Raw genomic sequence first — 18,004 nt, forward strand, 5'->3', positions numbered from 1 at the left:
TAGCCCGGTTCGCGCCTGATCGCGGACCGGGCGATTTACTGTTCAGAGGCCATCTCGTCTGTCCACGCCCTGATCGCTTGCCGGCGCGTCGTCTGCATCGCTGGTGCTGTCCAGCCAGTCGAGGGCGCGCAGCGCGACTTCCAGGCACAGCCGCCGATGGGGCTCGGTGAAATCCGCCCCGATGCATTCCGCGATTTTCTCCAGCCGATGGTAGAGCGTCTGCCGGTGAATAAACAGCTTTTCCGCCGCTTCCTGCTTGGACAGGTTCGTGTCGAAAAAAACGCGCAGCGTGTGGACAAGAGCGGAGCCGTGCTCCCGGTCGTGCTCCAGGAGCGGGTCGAGGTAATCATGGATGAAGCTGGTGAGCACAGGCTCGCGCGGGATGTGAAAAAGCAGGCGAAACACCCCGAGATCCGCAAAGAACGGACGGTGTGCGTCGTGCTGAAAGGCCAGTGCCTGCTCTGCCTCAGCGAGATGCCTGGCCGCATCCGCCAATCGCTTGCCGGTCCGGCCGATGCCGAATGAGATTTGTGTATCTGCGCCGAGCATTTGCCGGCTGATGCGGCCCAGCTCCTGCATTGCTTTTTCCAGCAGGCGGCGCGGGTTCGCCACGGGCTGTTTTTCGACGAGAAGAAACATGAAGCGGTTCCCGCTGCAGCGGACGAATGCGCGAAAGCCTAGCCGCGTCATGACCGAGCGAAAGACGGCAGTCAGGTCGTGGGGAGGCAGCGTGTCCGCGGCGGCCGCAGGGCGTTGAAAAGACATGAGCATGGTGTGGTAGGCAGGCGTTTTTCCGTTCAACGGAAGGCCCATGAGCGAGCGCATCAGCTCTTCCGGGATGGGGCGGCCCGCGATCAGATCGTCGAACAGCCGGTTTTCTGTCGCGAGTGCCTGTTCTTTTACAAACATGTCCCGCATCATGATCTGCGCCAGAGTCCCGACGGTGCTGTCCAGTGTGAGGAGCAAATACTCATCCGCCTGCCGTTCATAGAGAACGAGGCCGACAAATGCGAGCAAATGCCCCATAGCCATGACGGGCTGGTAGACGATCTGCTTTGCTGCCGACAGCGCAAGCGATGCGGCTGTCGCAGTTCCGCTTGCGCTATGCCGCTCAAATTGGGTGCGCATCAGCTCCGTCAGCTCTGCCTGTACACTTTGAGGCAGCGGTGGAACATAGTGCGGCGCAGCTTCCGGCGAATACAGGAACACTTGGGTCTGCACGGCCGCCTGGAAGTGCTGCAGGACGCGCGGAATGCCCTGCGCCTGCAGGCTAAGCTGCACAAGGCTGCGCGAGTACGTCTCCAGGTCGCGCAGTGCCTGCATTTGCCGATGGATGAGATGCTCGTGCAAGTCTTGCGTAATATCGACGAAGCGGACAGGGCGGTGAAAGACAATCAGAGGAAATTCGTGATGGTCGGCGAGCTCCCGCATATCCTCGGGGATGTGCGGGATGTAGTCACCAAGCTCCATGCACAGTCCGGCTGCCTTTCGCCGGATCAGCTCGGTCAGGTAGGTGAGACGCTTTTCCCGCTCCCCGCCAAAGCCGAGGCCAGTCGAGAGGATCAGCTCCCCGCCGTTCAAATATTGACAGGAATCCGCTGCTTCCAGTACATGCACCCAGCGGATCGGCCGTCCCAAGCCCCTGTTTCCGGCGACTACCTCGGCATGCTGAAACAAGGGTCGCCTGATCGCTTCCGATACGGTCAGGCGCCAATCATGGCTCATTGTTTCTCCCTCCTTGCAGGCGAATCGGGAATGTTTTCCATTGGCAATCTACATTCTGTATGATTCATGCTACTGAGTGATTGTCATTTTGTCCAGTGATGACAGGCGTTATTTTCGGATAAAATGGAATTGTCAAACAATGATCGTGAAGGGGTTGAAGGAATGAGCATGACGACAGTTGCCAATCCATTGAAAAACTACATCGGGGGGGAATGGGTAGATTCTTTGACCAGCCGCTATGAGGATATTCCCAATCCGGCTACCGGCGAGTTGCTATCCCGCGTGCCGCTGTCTACGAAAGAAGACGTGGACAAAGCTGTCCAGGCTGCGAAAAAGGCATTCCCCAGCTGGAGCGAGACTCCTGTAGCGGACCGGGCGCGGGTGATGTTTCGCTTTCACAGCTTGCTGGTCCGGCACCAGGATGAACTGGCAGAGATGATTACGCGAGAGAACGGAAAAAACTTGCCGGAAGCCCATGCCGAAATGCTGCGGGCAATTGAAATGGTCGAGTTCGCCTGCGGGATGCCGACCTTGATGATGGGCGAGACGCTGCCGAACATCGCCTCGCAAATCGACGGACAGGTCCTCCGCTTCCCGCTTGGTGTCGTCGCGGGAATCACGCCGTTCAACTTCCCGGTGATGGTGCCGATGTGGATGTACCCAATCGCGATCACGGCAGGCAACACGTTCGTGCTCAAGCCTTCCGAGCGCACGCCGGTCTCCTGCATCCGCATCGCCGAGCTGCTGAAGGAAGCGGGCTTGCCAGACGGCGTCTTCAACGTGGTTAACGGCGGACACGATGTCGTCAACGGGCTACTCGAACATCCGGATGTCAAGGCGATCTCGTTTGTAGGTTCCCAGCCGGTCGCGGAGTACGTGTACAAGACCGCTGCCACTTACGGCAAACGGGTGCAGGCGCTGGCCGGGGCGAAAAACCACCACCTCGTCATGCCGGATGCGGACCTTCGCCGTGCCGCCAAGACGATTGTCAGCTCCGCCTTCGGATGTGCGGGTGAACGGTGTATGGCTGCGAGTGCGGTCGTCGCGGTGGAAGAGATCGCCGACACGCTCGTCCAGTATTTGATCGAGGAATCCAATGCGCTGAAGATGGGGAACGGACTGGAGCAAGGCGTTGACCTGGGGCCGGTCATCCGCGAATCGCACTTGACCAAGGTGCACGACTACATCGAAAAAGGCGTGGCCGCAGGTGCGCAGCTGGTGCGCGATGGCCGCGAAGACGCGAAGCAGATTCCAGACGGATACTTCCTCGGACCGACCATATTTGACAAGGCAGACGCGGAAATGGTCATCGTCCGCGACGAGATTTTCGCGCCGGTCTTGAGCGTCATGCGCGTGAAAGACTTCGAGGACGGCCTTGCGACGATCAGCCGCTCGCGCTTCGGCAACGGAGCCACGATCTATACGAACAACGGCAAATGGGGCAGAGAATTCGTGCAGCGGGTGGAAGCAGGAATGGTCGGCGTCAACGTAGGAGTCCCGGCGCCGATGGGCTTCTTTGCCTTCTCGGGCTGGAAGGAATCGTTTTACGGCGATCTGCATGCCAACGGGAAGGACGGCGTGCTGTTCTACACTAAGAAAAAGACGGTCACCTCGCGTTGGTTCGACGATGGAGATACGAGCATCGGCTCGCAAAAAGTATTCGTGAAATAAGGAGGAAACCGCGATGGAAGAGCAACGGACGCAAGGCTTAGACAAAGAGAGCTTGCTGGAAGCAGACCGATCCCACATGTGGCACCACATGTCCCCCTACAATCCGAATCCGATGATCGTGACGGGGGCGAAGGGGTCGTGGATTACGGACATCGACGGCAACCGCTATCTCGACGGGATGTCCGGCCTGTGGTGCGTCAATATCGGCTACGGACGACAAGAGCTGGCGGACGCTGCCTACGAGCAGCTGAAGCAGCTGGCGTACTTCCCGCTCACGCAGAGCCACGTGCCTGCCATTCGCCTGGCGGAAAAAGTGAGCGAGTGGCTGGGGGCGGAATACCGCGTCTTCTTCTCCAACAGCGGCTCCGAGGCGAACGAGGTGGCGTTCAAAATCGCCCGCCAGTACCATCATCAAAACGGCGAGCCCGGTCGCTACAAGTTCATTTCCCGCCACCGCGCCTACCACGGCAACACGATGGGGGCGCTGGCGGCGACGGGGCAGTCGATCCGCAAAGAGAAATACGAACCGCTGGCGCCAGGCTTCCTTCATGTTCCGCCGCCTTACTGCTACCGCTGTCCGGCAGGCAAATCGTACGGCAAGTGCAACATGGAATGCGCGCAGTTCTATGATCAGGTCATCAACTGGGAAGGCGAGAAAACCGTGGCGGCTGTCATCATGGAGCCGACGATCACCGGCGGCGGCGTCATTGTTCCTGCTCCCGAATACATGCCAAAGGTGCGCGAGATTTGCGACAAGTACGGCGTCCTGATGATCGTCGACGAGGTCATTTGCGGCTTCGGCCGGTCAGGGGAGAAATTCGGGCATCAAAACTTCGGCGTGAAGCCGGACATCGTGACGATGGCAAAAGGGATCACGAGCGCGTACTTGCCGCTTTCCGCTACGGCTGTGCGGGCGGATATCGCCGACAAGTTCAATGAGCAAGGCACGAACCAGCATTTCCGCCACATCAATACGTTCGGCGGCAACCCGGCAGCCTGTGCGCTGGCGCTGAAAAACCTCGAGCTGATGGAAGAAGAGCAATTGGTCGAGCGGGCGAAGGAGCTCGGCGCCGAGTTGCGAGAAAAGCTCGCTTTCCTGGCCGATCATCCGTACGTCGGCGAGATTCGCAGCTTCGGTTTCCTCATGGGGATCGAGATGGTCGAGGATCGCCAGACAAAAGAGCCTGCAGCGCCTGCAAAGCTGACACAGGTCATTGCAGAGTGCAAAAAACGGGGGCTTATCATCGGGCGCAACGGGGACACGATTCCCGGCTTCAACAACGTGTTGACCCTTTCCCCGCCATTCAGCACGACGAGCGACGACATCGACTTCATCGCCCGCGTCATGAAGGAAGCCTTTGATACGCTAAACTAGTACGACAACGTAAGCTCAGCAAAACGGGTGCCACGGATGGGCCGGACCTACGGCTCGCCACAGGTCACCCGTTTTTTTCGTTGCCTGTTACTCTTATCTGGCATGTTCCAAAAGGTTGCGATACACTGAAACTGGTTTTATGCGTCATCTACATCATCAAGGATCGGGAGGATAACATGAAAAGAATTTGTGTATTCGCTGGCTCCAATCCAGGCGTCAATCCGGCCTTTGAACAAGCAGCCATTGAACTGGGCAACGAACTGGTCGCACGCGGGCTGGACCTCGTGTACGGCGGCTCAATCATGGGGCTGATGGGGAAAGTGGCCAATGCTGTGCTCACAGGCGGCGGCAAAGCATACGGAGTCATGCCGACAGGGCTGTTCCGCGGAGAAATTGTCCACACCGGATTGACTAAGCTGCATGAAGTCACTACGATGCATGAACGCAAGGCGAAAATGGGCGATTTGTCCGACGGCTTCATCGCGCTGCCTGGTGGCTACGGCACGTTTGAGGAAATTTTCGAGGTCGTCAGCTGGGGCCAGATCGGCATCCATTCCAAACCGATCGGGCTGTTGAACGTCGCCGGCTACTACACGCCGCTGATCGAGTTGGTCAACCATGCGAAAGCGGCCGGATTTATTCCCGCCAACCAGGGAGATCTGATTCTGTGCGAGAGCAATCCGTCCGTCCTGCTCGATAAAATGCGCGATTACACTCCTCCTGCCAAAACGAACAAATGGTCCGAGCTGACCGAGTGATGATCGATCATGGACACGCCGCACTCCCTCGCAAAGGGTGGTATTAAAAAAAGCAGTTCGCCATGGATGGTTGATATGGCGACCTGCTTTTTGTATGTGCAAGAAAACGCTTGACATAAATCTGCAAAAAATGGTACTTTTGTAAAACATATTTACCAAGTATATCAATCGGATTAATTGGTGGAGGAACTTCCACAGAAAACGAAGCAAAGGAGAAGCGATGATGATCCAGTCCAAAAAATGGTTGCAAATGTCCGCATCTGCGGTGCTTCTGGCCGCGATCGCCTGGCCGCAGGCGGCAGGAGCCGCGAGCCCGTCCGATGCAGCGGCGGCAGTAGTGTCGTCCACACAGCAAGCAAGCAGCGCCGCAGCCGAATGGAGCGCGTTTGTCAAGCAGCAGTATGGTATTGAGCTTGCCGGGGCGGTCTCGCGCGAGCAGTATGCGGCCGCTTTGTCCAAGGTGGTGGCGAATATTTCCGGTAAATCGGAAAAAGAAGCCGCTGCCCAAGCTATCCTGACGCCGGGTGCAGGCCCGCTGCGTCTCGTCGATGCGATCGGCGCAGCGGTCAAAGCGGCTGACCTGAAAGAGCTGGCGGATACATACAGCGAGCAAAAAGCAAAAGCGGTCCTGCAAAAAGCAGGCGTAGCGTATCCGACTGACGCCTCGTTCTCGCTGCAGAACGCGCGGGAGCTGGCAGCAGCGCTCGATACGGGCCTTGTCACGGGCAGCCAGGTGCGCGATGGCAAAGCGACGGGAGCAGTCACGGCGGATGTCGCCTATCAGCTGCTGGCAAAAGTGGCGGAGACGAGCGGACACTACAAAAACTATCTCGGCACGGTCAGCGAGGATGGCATTTACGGCAAGCTGGCGCATGCCTGGTACGAGTCGCAGCTGATCAAGGCAGGAGAGTTGCAGCAGATCGTCGATACCGCGCTCAAGCAAGGCCTGATTACCGGCTACAATTTGAAAGACACCGCCTATGACCCGCATTTCGACCCGGAACGGACGATTACATACGGTCACAGCGATCTTAGCCACGCGATCCAGCTGATCGGGCTGCTGAATCGCGAAGGCATCGATGCGAAAGTGCAGTTCGAGCCGAAAACCTCGGCATTCATCTACCTGAAGGAATGGGGAGAGCCAGTTCAGACGGACGACTATCAGGTGGTACAGATCGAGAACGGCAACTATATCGCCTATGCGAAGGAATACGACCTGAGCTTCGAGTTTGCCAGCGTCGACGAGAAAAAGCGGTTCCAGCCGCTGATTCTGCAGTACGCCAAGAAAAATTCCGAAGACGCAACGGGGCTGTTGAAAGGTTCCTGGTGGCAGCCGCTCTACCATTCCCGCACAGAGCTGGCGGACTATCCGGTTATTACAAACAACCTGATCAAGCAAGGCCGTTTCCTCGCGCAGTCGTTTTCGCTGAATGACCAATCCGCCAAAGTAGTGGAGGGCTTCAATAAAATCGATGACAAAGTGGCAGTGGAGACGTACCGGTTCTGGGTCGACCAGCCGTTCTACAACTACCTGCTGGGCGATTACAAGTAAGCGGCACGGCAGACAGGTGAAAATACGACAGACTGTTAAAAAACAAGAAGCGCCATGCGAGGTGCTTCTTGTTTCATTTCCAGCAGATTTGTGTAGGGGCTAAAAAAGCATTCTCCTGCAAATGAGGCAGCAGAGGAAGCAGGTTGCTTGCCCCATGCCCAGCATCGCGTGGAATGGGGTTTTCCGGTTTCCGGCAAAAGTCGGCATGCTATGAGGCCAGTTCATGTTGTATGATAGAGTCGGGAACAACGTGGCAAACAAACAACCTTCTAGGGAATGGAGAATATCGTTGATGTATCGCAATTTAGAGGATTGTATTGTCGATTTGGAGAGAAATGGACACCTGGTCCGCATTCGGGAAGAGGTGGACCCATATCTGGAAATGGCCGCCATCCATCTGAAAGTGTACGAAGCTGGCGGGCCTGCTCTGTTATTTGAAAACGTAAAGGGCTCGAAGTATCGGGCGGCATCCAATCTGTTCGGCACGATCGAGCGCAGTAAATTCATCTTTCGGGATACGTGGAAAGCGGTCGAGAGCGTCATTGCCCTGCGCAACGACCCGATGAAAGCGTTGAAAAACCCGTTTCAGCATATTGGCAACGGACTGGCTGCCTGGAAGGCTCTTCCGGCGAAGCGATCCGGCGGCGGTCCTGTCACGGCTCAGGAGATTTCCATCTCGGACTTGCCGCTCATCCAGAGCTGGCCTATGGACGGAGGTGCCTTTGTCACGCTGCCGCAGGTGTACTCGGAGGACCCGGAAAAACCGGGAATCATGAACTCCAACCTCGGGATGTACCGGATTCAGCTGAATGGCAACGACTACGAGCTGAACAGGGAAATCGGGCTGCACTACCAAATTCACCGCGGCATCGGCATTCATCAGGACAAGGCGAACAAAAAGGGAGAGCCGCTGAAGGTCAGCTGCTTTATCGGCGGCCCGCCCGCCCATACCCTGTCCGCTGTCATGCCGCTGCCGGAAGGGATGAGCGAGCTGACCTTTGCGGGGATGCTGGCAGGCCGCCGTTTTCAGTACAGCTATATCGACGGCTATTGCATCAGCCTTGACGCCGACTTCGTTATCACCGGCGAGATTCATGCCCAGGAGACGAAGCCGGAGGGCCCGTTCGGCGACCATTTGGGCTATTACAGCCTGGTTCACCCGTTTCCGGTAATGCGGGTGAAAAAAGTATACGCCAGGCAAAATGCGATTTTCCCGTTCACCGTTGTCGGTCGTCCGCCCCAGGAAGACACATCGTTCGGCGCGCTGATTCACGAGCTGACAGGCGATGCGATTGCAAAGGAAATTCCCGGGGTCAGGGAAGTGCATGCGGTCGATGCGGCAGGCGTGCATCCTTTGCTGTTTGCCATCGGCAGCGAACGCTACACGCCTTACCAGCAGGTCAAGCAGCCGGCGGAGCTGCTCACCATCGCCAACCGGATTTTGGGTACCGGACAGCTGAGCCTCGCCAAGTATTTGTTCATCACGGCGGAGGACAAGCAGCGGCTGGATACACACCGGGAAGTGGAGTTTTTGACCTACATCCTCGAGCGGCTGGACTTGCACCGGGACATCCACTTCCAGACGAACACGACGATCGACACGCTGGACTATTCAGGTACCGGGCTCAACAGCGGTTCCAAGGTCATCTTTGCCGCCTACGGGGAGAAGCTGCGCGATTTGTGCACCCAGGTACCGGATGCCTTGAAAGATTTGCGCAGCGTCATGAACCCGCGCCTCGTCATGCCAGGGGTTGTGGCAGTGGAAATGGAGGCATTTCGCACCTACCCGCATGTTCAGCAGGAGATGCAAGAACTCAGTGACGCGATCCGCGAGCGGGGCGGGCTTGAGACGTGCCCGATGATCGTCGTCTGCGATGACAGCGACTTTCTGGCGAAGAACCTCGCCAATTTCCTGTGGGTGACCTTTACGCGTAGCAATCCGTCGCACGACATTCACGGCGTGAACAGCTACTACGCCAACAAGCACTGGGCATGCGACAACGTGATCATCGACGCGCGCATGAAGCCGCACCATGCTCCGCCCCTCGTGCCCGATCCGACGGTCGAGAAAAACATCGAGCGGCTGTTTGCGAAAGGGGCCAGCTTGCACGGCATCCTGTAGCTGGCCGCCTTCCGGGAGCGGCAAGCTCAAGGCAGCGAAGTCGCGTCAAGTCGCTGTCGACAAGACCCGCTGCTGTGGATGTAATTTACTACTTCTCTGGCTGTGCATTCGGGTCGCTTGCGAGGGCTTCCTCTTCTTCCGCCAAATACGAGCGCATGCCGCGTATAAACAGCTCCCGGATCACTTCGCTCTGGGTTTTGCTGCTCACACGGGAACGGATTTGCTCCAGCTCGGCGGCTAGCTCGGAGTCGAGGTGCAAGTTGATCGTCTTGCCTTTGTTTTTCGGATGGACTTCAAAATGCCCGGCGCACTTTCGCAGCTGGCCGTCGATCACCGCTGTTTCATCGGGCGGATGAGGGCCAGGGAGATAGATGCAGGGCGCTTCCAAAATAATGTGGGTCATCTCCTCGCTGAACCGAATCGTGAGGGGGTGCCCCTTTTTTTTATGAAAATCGCGGATGGTGCGCGAGATTTGCTGATTGGCGGGCGTGTTTTCCAGCGTAATGGTTGCCTGCTCCATAGTGCCTCCTTACGGGAGTGTCAAGTCTGTCTCGGCCACTTCGGATACGACCTCTCCCGTTTCTTCCAGTTGGACTTGGTATGTGAAGCGGTCGCCGCGCCGCTCGATGGCGGTTACCAGTGCAGCCTGGTTTCCTTGCGGGGAACAGAGCAGCACGCGGTCGAGGATGTCGTAGGCGGGCCGCAGCAATCCGCGGTCGTGCAAAAAACGAAGGACGTCTTCGCGCGGATACAGAAAGCGCTTGTTGCCCTGCTTGCGATCGAGCAAAGGAAACATCTCGCGTTCATCGACCACTTCTCCGAGCTGTCCGCTGTCCGCCCACCGTTTGATGGTAGCCATACTGCCACTGCGGCCTTGACGTGCTTCGAGCAGCTCGAGAATTTCTCGCGATGAAAGGTAGTCCTGGCGGCGCTCACACTGCTTTCGGTAAGCGCTCTGCTCGGACCTTAGCGAGGCGAGCTGCTCCGTCAATTTTGCGATCTGGCTTTGCAGACGGATGATTTGCTGCTCGTAGTCTTTCATCTCCTGCCTCCTTGCGCTTCGTATGGTAAACCATATTCGCAGGTGAAATCATTCATTCCTTACGGCGGGCATTGATTGCGTCCGTAACGTAGCTGGAGTGGCAATGAAACAATCATAAAACCGTTTTTTTGTTCATTGATTAATAGCAAGCACCCAGTTTTACGACAAACGGCGAGGAGGTAGTGAGATGGGCGTCCCGATTGAGTTGCAGAAAAATTTCAAGGAAGTGGTACCGGCTCTAAAGCCGAAGGAAGCCATCGATGAAGCAAACCGCTGTCTGTACTGCTATGATGCACCGTGTATCAAGGCGTGTCCGACCTCGATCGACATCCCCTCCTTCATCAAAAAGATTGCGACGGGGAATATGCTCGGGGCTGCGCGCACGATCATGGAGGCCAATCCGGTTGGCGCGAGCTGTGCCCGGGTTTGTCCCACGGAAGAGCTGTGCGAAGGAGCCTGTGTGCTGAATCATGCGTCCAGACCGATCATGATCGGCCTGTTGCAGCGGCACGCGACCGATTGGGCGAAGCAGAGCAACGCGAAGCTGTTTACGAGCGGAGAAGCGAACGGAAAAAGCGTAGCGATTGTCGGAGCGGGACCGGCAGGCCTGTCCGCTGCCCGCGAGCTGGCGCGGCTGGGCTACCGTGTGACGGTGTTTGAAGCAAAAGAAAAAGCAGGAGGTCTGAACACGTACGGGATCGTCTCCTTCCGTTTGCCGCAGGACATCGCCTTGTGGGAAGTCGAGCAGATCGAAGCGCTCGGGGTGGAGATTCGCACGAATACGAAAGTTGGCGTTGACGTGACGGCGCAGGAGCTGCTGGACAGCTACGATGCGGTTCTGCTCGCGGCCGGTATGGACTATGTGCCGCAGCTGCAGATCGAAGGCGAGGAGCTCGCCGGGGTGCTCGACGCCATCGCTTTTGTGGAGGAGACCAAGACGAAGCCGCTCACGGATGAGATGGCCGGCAAAAAGGTGGTCGTCATCGGAGCGGGCAACACCGCAATCGACGCTGCCACCTGTTCCAGGCGGCTCGGGGCGGAGAACGTCAAGATTTTGTATCGCCGGACCGTACAGGAAATGACCTGCTACCAGTTTGAATACGATTTCGCCAAGCGGGACGGAGTGGAATTCCGCTGGCTGGTTGCACCGTCGCGCATCATTGGTGAAAACGGCCGCGTCAAAGCGCTGGAACTTAGGCGCATGGAGCTGGGCGAGCCGGATGCGAAAGGACGCAGGCGACCGGTGCCGATCCCTGGCAGCGAGTTTGTGATCGAGGTCGATTTCGTCATCAAAGCAATCGGCCAGAAGCGGCACCTCTCGCTCATCGACGCGTTCGGCATCCAGCATCAGAACGGTGTTGTAGCTGTAGAGGACGGAACCTACCGGACGAGCAATTCGCAAGTTTTTGCGGCAGGTGATCTCATTTTCGGCGGCGGCAAGACAGACGCGATGGTGGTCGACGCGGCGAACCACGGACGACGGGCTGCGCATGCGATCCATCGCGCGCTGGCGAACCAGAACCAGCCGGTGTAATACGGCTTCTATTTCGCAGGGAGAAGGAGGAGAACGACGTATGGCCGATCTTTCTATCAATCTGGCTGGTATACAGTCTCCCAATCCGTTTTGGCTGGCATCCGCACCGCCGACGAACTCGGGCTACCAAGTGCAGCGCGCGTTTGAAACCGGATGGGGCGGAGCAGTCTGGAAGACGCTGGGCGAGCCGATCATAAACGTCTCGTCCCGTTTTGCCGGACTTACCTTTGGCGGGCAGCGCGTCTTTGGCTTCAACAACATCGAGCTGATCACGGACAGACCGCTGGAGGTTAATCTCAAGGAAATGGAAGAGACGAAAAAACGGTTCCCGAAGCATGCCTTGATCGCGTCCTTGATGGTCGAGCACAAACGGGAAGCATGGCACGAGATCGTCAAGAAGGTAGAAGCGGTCGGCGTAGACGGGCTGGAACTGAACTTCGGCTGTCCGCACGGGATGGCGGAGAGGGGGATGGGGTCAGCGGTCGGACAGCATCCCGATCTGATTCGGCAACAGGTGGAATGGGTCAAGGAAGTCGCGCAATCCCCTGTCATCGTCAAGCTCACGCCGAACATCACGGACATTCGCTTCACCGCAAGGGCAGCCGCCCAAGGCGGAGCCGATGCGATCAGCATGATCAACACGATCAACAGCCTGATGGGAGTTGATCTGGACACGTGGCTGCCGATCCCGCATGTCGACGGAAAGGGTGCACACGGCGGTTACTGCGGTCCGGCCGTCAAACCAATTGCCCTCAACATGGTGGCCGAATGCGCCCGCGATGCGCAAGTAGGCATACCGATCTCCGGCATCGGCGGCATTTCCAACTGGCGGGATGCCGTGGAATTTTTGCTAATGGGCGCGACCGGCGTACAGGTCTGCACCGCCGCGATGCACCACGGCTTCCGGATCGTCGAGGACATGATCGACGGGCTGAACAACTACCTCGACCAACGGGGAATCTCCTCGGTCATGGAGATCGTGGGCAAAGCCGTGCCGACCTACTCCGACTGGGGCAATCTCAATCTCAACTACAAAGTCGTGGCGCGTATACACGAAGAGACGTGTATTCACTGCAACAAATGCCACATCGCCTGCGAAGACACCTCCCACCAATGCATCGACATCGTGGCTGACGAGGCGACAGGCAAGGAACGGCTCGTCGTGCGGGAAGAAGACTGCGTAGGCTGCAATCTGTGCTCGATCGTCTGCCCGGTGGAGGGAACGATCGAGATGGTGGAAGTGCCGAGCGGACTTCCGCCGCTTAGTTGGAACGAGCGGCAGGCGGCGCTGTCGGCCCGGCTGAACGAGTGAGCCGCGAAACGCACGCAGACGTAATCTTTTCGGCCCACGCCGCATAGCCTGTACGGAACAAGCATGTCTGGATGTGGCCAGACCAAAGGGAAAAAGGGAGGGGCAAACATGAAAAAATGGATTCGCGGCGGGACGGTTGTGACGGCGGCTGACACGTATCAGGCGGATGTCCTCATCGAAGGCGAGAAGGTCGTCGCCATCGGCCGCAACCTCGCTACGGCAGGCGCAGAGGAGATCGACGCCACCGGCTGCTATGTGCTTCCGGGCGGAATTGACCCGCATACCCACCTCGACATGCCGTTCGGCGGGACGGTCACCTCGGATAACTTTTTTACCGGAACAAAAGCCGCCGCATTCGGGGGCACAACAAGCATCATCGACTTTTGCCTGACCAGCAAAGGGGAGTCGCTTCAGTCGGCAATTGCCACCTGGCATGAAAAAGCGCGGGGAAAAGCGGTCATCGACTACGGGTTCCACCTGATGGTCTCCGATGCAAACGATCACGTTCTGGAGGAACTGGAATCGGTCATCGCAAGTGAAGGCATCACCTCGCTCAAGGTGTTTATGGCGTACAAAAACGTCCTGATGGCAGACGACGAGACGCTGTTCAAGACACTGATCCGGGCCAGGGAGCTGGGGGCGCTCGTCCAGGTGCACGCCGAAAACGGAGATGTCATCGACTATTTGACGAAAAAAGCGCTGGCCGAGGGGAATACCGATCCGATTTATCACGCCTTGACACGTCCGCCGGAGGCAGAGGGTGAAGCGACTGGCCGCGCCATCGCCCTGACGGCACTTGCCGACGCTCAGCTGTATGTCGTCCACGTCTCGTGCGCCGATGCGGTGAGACGGATCGCGGAGGCGAGGGAAAAAGGCTGGAATATTTACGGCGAGACTTGCCCGCAATACCTCGTCCTCGACATCAGCGATCTGGAGAGGCCTGATTTTGCCGGAGCGAAGTACGTCTGGTCGCCTCCGCTGCGGGAAAAGTGGAATCAGGAGGTGCTGTGGAGCGCCTTGAAAAACGGCATCCTGCAAACGGTCGGCTCCGATCACTGCCCGTTCAACTTTGCCGGACAGAAGGAGCTGGGCAGAGGCGATTTCACGAAAATCCCGAACGGCGGACCGATCATCGAGGACCGGATGACGCTGCTTTACTCCGAAGGCGTGCGGCAAGGGAAAATCAGCCTGAACCAGTTCGTGGACATTACGTCGACGAAGGCGGCAAAGCTGTTCGGGATGTTCCCGCAAAAAGGAACCGTCGCTGTCGGGTCGGATGCAGACATTGTGCTGTTTGACCCGAGCGTAAAGCGGACGATCACGGCAGAAGCTCACCATATGAACGTCGACTACAATCCTTTTGAAGGGATGGAGGTGTACGGAGAAGTCGTATCCGTCCTGTCGCGCGGCTCCTTCGTCGTCCGCGACAGACAGTTCGTCGGCCATGCAGGTGCTGGCAGATACTTGAAACGTTCGAGGTTTACCCGTCCGTAGGAGAGGGTATAGAGAGGGGTAGGGATTGGATGGTAAATAAAGTAAGGATTGGGCTGATCCAGGCCAAAAACGATGTGAGTGGAGAGGAGCCTGTCCATCTCCACAAAGAGAAGGCGATCGAAAAGCATGTGAAAATGGTACGGGATGCCGCCGCCAAAGGCGCACAAATCATTTGTCTCCAGGAAATTTTTTACGGGCCTTACTTTTGCGCCGAGCAAAACAGCAAATGGTATGAAGCCGCCGAAGAAGTGCCGAACGGTCCGACTGTCCAGCTTTTCTCCTCGTTGGCGCGCGAACTGGGGACGGTCATCATCCTGCCTGTGTACGAGCGTGTAGGGATCGGGACGTACTACAATACGGCAGCTGTTCTCGATGCAGACGGCACGTATCTGGGCAAATACCGCAAGCAGCATATTCCTCACGTCGGGGTAGGAAACAGTGGCTGGGGCTTTTGGGAGAAATACTACTTCAAGCCGGGAAACCTGGGGTACCCGGTATTTGATACGGCGTTCGCCAAGGTAGGCGTCTACATTTGCTACGACCGCCATTTTCCGGAGGGAGCGCGCCTGCTGGGGTTAAGCGGTGCCGAAATAGTTTTCAACCCTTCCGCCACCGTCGCCGGGCTATCCGAATATTTGTGGAAGTTGGAACAGCCTGCGCACGCCGTAGCCAACGGATATTACGTCGCAGCCATCAACCGCGTCGGAGTGGAAGCGCCATGGAACATGGGCGAGTTTTACGGACAGTCTTACCTGGTCGATCCGCGCGGGCAATTTGTGGCGGTCGGAAGCCGTGACCAGGATGAGGTCGTCATCGCGGACATGGATAAAAACAAAATCCATGAAGTGCGGGATACCTGGCAATTTTATCGGGATCGCCGTCCGGAGACGTATGGCGATATGGTGAAACTTCTGCCGTGACAAGGGAGAGGGAGACGCAGCGATGCGCCTTCCTCCTTTTCTCATGGAAGAAACTCCTGGCACTGCTGCGTGAGGAGAGGTACGAATGAGGCAAATGGTTTATCGTGGTGTGGAATACCGGGAAGCTTTGCGGGTGGTTCGCTCCCAGCGGTACGAACGCGACGAACGCCGGCATTTTGTCAATGGAGCCAGCGCCAAGGCTGTATTCGGGTCTGGCGTCTACCTGGTGAGCAATCCGGAGGTAGCGGCACAGTATGCGATTTGTCATGCGGAGACGGTCTGGGACAAGGCGGCAATCCTGTGCCAGGAAGTAGAGGACGCCGGACTTTTTTGCCTGGACGAGCGGTACGGAGAAAATGAGCTGCGCACGGATGCCTTGCGCTCCAGGCATTCCATCGATTCATTGGATCGACGCTCGCGCAGCATGGACTATCAGCGCTGGTTGGATTGGACAGGAGAGGAAATGCGCGCCTTCCTGCTCCAAAAAGGCTATCAGGGACTGCAGTACCGGATCAGTCCTGAGTTGACTTACTATGTTTGCTATCTGCCTGACGTGCAAATTCACGAGATTTCCCTGTTATCCGTCATCGACTTGCGAGAAATCAACTGAGACTATCGACTTGTCGAAAGTAATTTGGTAAGATCAGACAGTATTCGCGGTGATACTACAAATTTCAGCAATTCAATCAGGAGGATTGCCAAATAGCGATGAGTCACTTTCGGAATGCAAGCACTCGAGTAAAACTGTTTAGTCTGATTATCTTGATGGCGGTGTCTTTGGCTGGCGTCGGCTTTACAGGCTACTATCATCTGAAAGTGGCTGGAGACCGGATTCAATCGATGTACGAAGAGCAGCTTCTCCCGGTCAGGTGGATCAACGACTGGCGTCAGGAGATGCGCGCGATGGACGGCCTGATCTACAAGATGATCCTCGCCAAGTCCCAGGCAGAGCTGGCCGAATACAAGACCGAGCTTGGGCAGCGTCTGAGCGAGTCCAACGAGATTTTTGATCATCTGCAAAAAGCCAACCTGGATAAGAAAGAACAAGAAAGCGTCAAAATTCTGACCGAGCTTCTGAAGCAATATCGCGGCGATCAAAGCGAAGTGATCAAAATGATTGACGAGAAGCAACCGGAGCAGGCCTACTCGTTTTATCGCGCTACGGATAAGACGCTGAACTGGATCAATCAAGAGCAGCTCAATTGGGCGAACTACAAGTCGCAGCAGGCGGAGCAAATTCGCAAAGTCAATGAGGCCGACACCCAAGAAGCGATGCTGCTCCAGCTCGGCGTAGGCGCACTCTGTCTCGTCCTTTCGTTGGTCCTCGGCTACTGGATTTCCAGAATGATCACAGAGCCGCTTCGTGTCGTGGCAAAACGGATGGAAGAACTGGCGCAAGGAAACATGGCTGTTGAGACCGTCGGCTATGCCTCACGTGACGAGGTGGGCAAACTGGGTATCGCGTTTAATGAGCTCGTGACCAACTTCCGTTCCTTGATCGAGCAGGTGAAAGTCGCCGGGGAGCATGTCGCTGCGTCGTCCGAGGAGTTGTCAGCCAGCGCCGAGCAATCCGCGCGTGCTACCGAACAGGCTATTGCGAGCGTGCAGCAGATCGCCAGCGCTTCCGATGTGCAGACGCAGCGGACGCAGGAGACGGTACGCGTCATGGAAGAAATGTCGATCGCTATCCAGCGAATCGCCGATACTGCCAGTGCCGTGTCGGAAACATCTGCGGAAGCCGCACAGCAGGCAGAACAAGGAAATGAGCGCATCCAAAACGCCGTCTCCCAGATGGTAACCATTTCCGAATCCGTCACGCGGGCAGCAGAGCTGGTTCAACAGCTGGGCGTGCGATCCGAGGCAATCGGCCAGATCGTCGATGTCATTACCGGCATCGCTTCGCAGACGAATCTGCTCGCCTTGAATGCTGCGATCGAAGCGGCGCGGGCGGGGGAGCACGGCAGAGGGTTTGCAGTCGTGGCAGATGAGGTGCGAAAGTTGGCGGAACAGTCGGAGGAATCCGCGAGAGAAATCGCTCGTCTGATTGGGGAAATCCAGCAGGAGACTTCGCAAGTGGTAAACGTCATGCAGGCAGGGACAAAGGAAGCGGAAAAAGGAGCGATCGTCGTCCAGGAAGCGGGAGAGACTTTCCAACGAATCGTCACCTCCTCCCAGGATGTCGCCGGCCAGATTCAGGACGTGTCGGCGGCAACGGAGCAGATGTCGGCCAGCGTGCAACAGGTCGCTTCGGCCATGGACGAAATGAACCGTCTGGCAGAAGAATCCGCCGTACATATGCAAGGGATGTCTGCCGGAGCAGAGGAACAGCTTGCTTCCATGCAGGAAATCGCACATTCGAGCGCAAACCTGAACGAACTGTCTCAAGAACTGCAAGAATCGATCAGCCAATTCAAATGGTAATGGTGCAAATGAAAAGACTGGCTTCCTCGCTAGTGGGGGAACGCCAGTCTTTTTGTCTGCTTGCAGGTTGTAAGCGAT

At 57.1% G+C, this 18,004-nt stretch carries 14 protein-coding genes; 11 read left to right on the plus strand and 3 right to left on the minus strand.

Going from position 1 to position 18,004, the window contains the following annotated elements; genetic code table 11:
- Positions 1–42: 42 nt before the first annotated feature.
- On the minus strand, positions 43–1,725 hold the full coding sequence (locus ACFSO0_RS16165) for a PucR family transcriptional regulator (protein WP_376881907.1): 1,683 nt from the start codon (positions 1,723–1,725) through the stop codon (positions 43–45).
- Between the two features lie 162 nt (positions 1,726–1,887).
- On the opposite strand from ACFSO0_RS16165, the gene ACFSO0_RS16170 reads away from it, so the two are divergent.
- The 5 genes from ACFSO0_RS16170 to ACFSO0_RS16190 all read left to right on the plus strand — a co-directional run bounded on the left by ACFSO0_RS16170 (position 1,888) and on the right by ACFSO0_RS16190 (position 9,203).
- On the plus strand, positions 1,888–3,396 hold the full coding sequence (locus ACFSO0_RS16170; RefSeq protein WP_376881908.1) for a CoA-acylating methylmalonate-semialdehyde dehydrogenase: 1,509 nt from the start codon (positions 1,888–1,890) through the stop codon (positions 3,394–3,396).
- Between the two features lie 13 nt (positions 3,397–3,409).
- Positions 3,410–4,771: an aspartate aminotransferase family protein gene (locus tag ACFSO0_RS16175; protein WP_376881909.1), complete on the plus strand. Its 1,362-nt coding sequence runs from the start codon at positions 3,410–3,412 to the stop codon at positions 4,769–4,771.
- A 176-nt stretch (positions 4,772–4,947) separates the two neighbouring features.
- Positions 4,948–5,529, plus strand: coding sequence for an LOG family protein (locus tag ACFSO0_RS16180; RefSeq protein WP_376881910.1), 582 nt, complete (start codon positions 4,948–4,950; stop codon positions 5,527–5,529).
- 223 nt (positions 5,530–5,752) lie between these two features.
- Positions 5,753–7,081 (plus strand): hypothetical protein, encoded by a 1,329-nt coding sequence (locus tag ACFSO0_RS16185; protein ID WP_376881911.1) that lies wholly within the window; start codon positions 5,753–5,755, stop codon positions 7,079–7,081.
- A 292-nt stretch (positions 7,082–7,373) separates the two neighbouring features.
- Positions 7,374–9,203, plus strand: a complete 1,830-nt coding sequence (locus ACFSO0_RS16190; RefSeq protein WP_376881913.1) for a UbiD family decarboxylase — start codon at positions 7,374–7,376, stop codon at positions 9,201–9,203.
- A gap of 88 nt (positions 9,204–9,291) precedes the next feature.
- Here the strand turns inward: ACFSO0_RS16190 and ACFSO0_RS16195 are convergent, their stop codons facing one another.
- Together ACFSO0_RS16195 and ACFSO0_RS16200 are read right to left on the minus strand one after the other, a co-directional pair.
- Complete coding sequence (locus tag ACFSO0_RS16195; RefSeq protein WP_376881914.1) at positions 9,292–9,723, minus strand: hypothetical protein; 432 nt, start codon at positions 9,721–9,723, stop codon at positions 9,292–9,294.
- Between the two features lie 9 nt (positions 9,724–9,732).
- A complete protein-coding gene (locus ACFSO0_RS16200) occupies positions 9,733–10,245 on the minus strand; it encodes a hypothetical protein (RefSeq protein ID WP_376881916.1) in 513 nt (170 codons plus the stop codon).
- Positions 10,246–10,432: 187 nt separating this feature from the next.
- On the opposite strand from ACFSO0_RS16200, the gene ACFSO0_RS16205 reads away from it, so the two are divergent.
- From ACFSO0_RS16205 to ACFSO0_RS16230, 6 genes are all read left to right on the plus strand, one after another.
- Positions 10,433–11,779 carry an NAD(P)-dependent oxidoreductase gene (locus ACFSO0_RS16205; RefSeq protein WP_376881918.1) on the plus strand — a complete coding sequence of 449 codons (1,347 nt, stop codon included), beginning with the start codon at positions 10,433–10,435 and terminating at the stop codon, positions 11,777–11,779.
- 40 nt (positions 11,780–11,819) lie between these two features.
- Positions 11,820–13,091, plus strand: a complete 1,272-nt coding sequence (gene preA / locus ACFSO0_RS16210) for an NAD-dependent dihydropyrimidine dehydrogenase subunit PreA (RefSeq protein ID WP_376881920.1) — start codon at positions 11,820–11,822, stop codon at positions 13,089–13,091.
- Positions 13,092–13,199: 108 nt separating this feature from the next.
- Positions 13,200–14,585 carry a dihydropyrimidinase gene (gene hydA, locus ACFSO0_RS16215; RefSeq protein ID WP_376881921.1) on the plus strand — a complete coding sequence of 462 codons (1,386 nt, stop codon included), beginning with the start codon at positions 13,200–13,202 and terminating at the stop codon, positions 14,583–14,585.
- 29 nt (positions 14,586–14,614) lie between these two features.
- Positions 14,615–15,505 (plus strand): nitrilase-related carbon-nitrogen hydrolase, encoded by an 891-nt coding sequence (locus ACFSO0_RS16220; protein ID WP_376881923.1) that lies wholly within the window; start codon positions 14,615–14,617, stop codon positions 15,503–15,505.
- Positions 15,506–15,590: 85 nt separating this feature from the next.
- Positions 15,591–16,115, plus strand: a complete 525-nt coding sequence (locus ACFSO0_RS16225) for a hypothetical protein (RefSeq protein ID WP_376881924.1) — start codon at positions 15,591–15,593, stop codon at positions 16,113–16,115.
- A 98-nt stretch (positions 16,116–16,213) separates the two neighbouring features.
- Positions 16,214–17,926, plus strand: a complete 1,713-nt coding sequence (locus ACFSO0_RS16230) for a methyl-accepting chemotaxis protein (RefSeq protein WP_376881926.1) — start codon at positions 16,214–16,216, stop codon at positions 17,924–17,926.
- Positions 17,927–18,004 lie beyond the last annotated feature (78 nt).

This window comes from Brevibacillus sp. GCM10020057, from assembly GCF_042683565.1.
In the GTDB taxonomy this organism is placed as follows: domain Bacteria; phylum Bacillota; class Bacilli; order Brevibacillales; family Brevibacillaceae; genus Brevibacillus.

Bases quoted from the DNA above. Each gene is read 5' to 3' on its own strand.
- ACFSO0_RS16225 (WP_376881924.1), top strand. From the start codon at position 15,591: ATGAGGCAAATGGTTTATCGTGGTGTGGAATACCGGGAAGCTTTGCGG.
- ACFSO0_RS16165 (WP_376881907.1), bottom strand. From the start codon at position 1,725: ATGAGCCATGATTGGCGCCTGACCGTATCGGAAGCGATCAGGCGACCC.
- ACFSO0_RS16195 (WP_376881914.1), bottom strand. From the start codon at position 9,723: ATGGAGCAGGCAACCATTACGCTGGAAAACACGCCCGCCAATCAGCAA.
- ACFSO0_RS16170 (WP_376881908.1), top strand. From the start codon at position 1,888: ATGAGCATGACGACAGTTGCCAATCCATTGAAAAACTACATCGGGGGG.
- ACFSO0_RS16175 (WP_376881909.1), top strand. From the start codon at position 3,410: ATGGAAGAGCAACGGACGCAAGGCTTAGACAAAGAGAGCTTGCTGGAA.
- ACFSO0_RS16205 (WP_376881918.1), top strand. From the start codon at position 10,433: ATGGGCGTCCCGATTGAGTTGCAGAAAAATTTCAAGGAAGTGGTACCG.
- ACFSO0_RS16180 (WP_376881910.1), top strand. From the start codon at position 4,948: ATGAAAAGAATTTGTGTATTCGCTGGCTCCAATCCAGGCGTCAATCCG.
- preA (WP_376881920.1), top strand. From the start codon at position 11,820: ATGGCCGATCTTTCTATCAATCTGGCTGGTATACAGTCTCCCAATCCG.
- ACFSO0_RS16200 (WP_376881916.1), bottom strand. From the start codon at position 10,245: ATGAAAGACTACGAGCAGCAAATCATCCGTCTGCAAAGCCAGATCGCA.
- ACFSO0_RS16190 (WP_376881913.1), top strand. From the start codon at position 7,374: ATGTATCGCAATTTAGAGGATTGTATTGTCGATTTGGAGAGAAATGGA.
- ACFSO0_RS16185 (WP_376881911.1), top strand. From the start codon at position 5,753: ATGATCCAGTCCAAAAAATGGTTGCAAATGTCCGCATCTGCGGTGCTT.
- ACFSO0_RS16220 (WP_376881923.1), top strand. From the start codon at position 14,615: ATGGTAAATAAAGTAAGGATTGGGCTGATCCAGGCCAAAAACGATGTG.
- ACFSO0_RS16230 (WP_376881926.1), top strand. From the start codon at position 16,214: ATGAGTCACTTTCGGAATGCAAGCACTCGAGTAAAACTGTTTAGTCTG.
- hydA (WP_376881921.1), top strand. From the start codon at position 13,200: ATGAAAAAATGGATTCGCGGCGGGACGGTTGTGACGGCGGCTGACACG.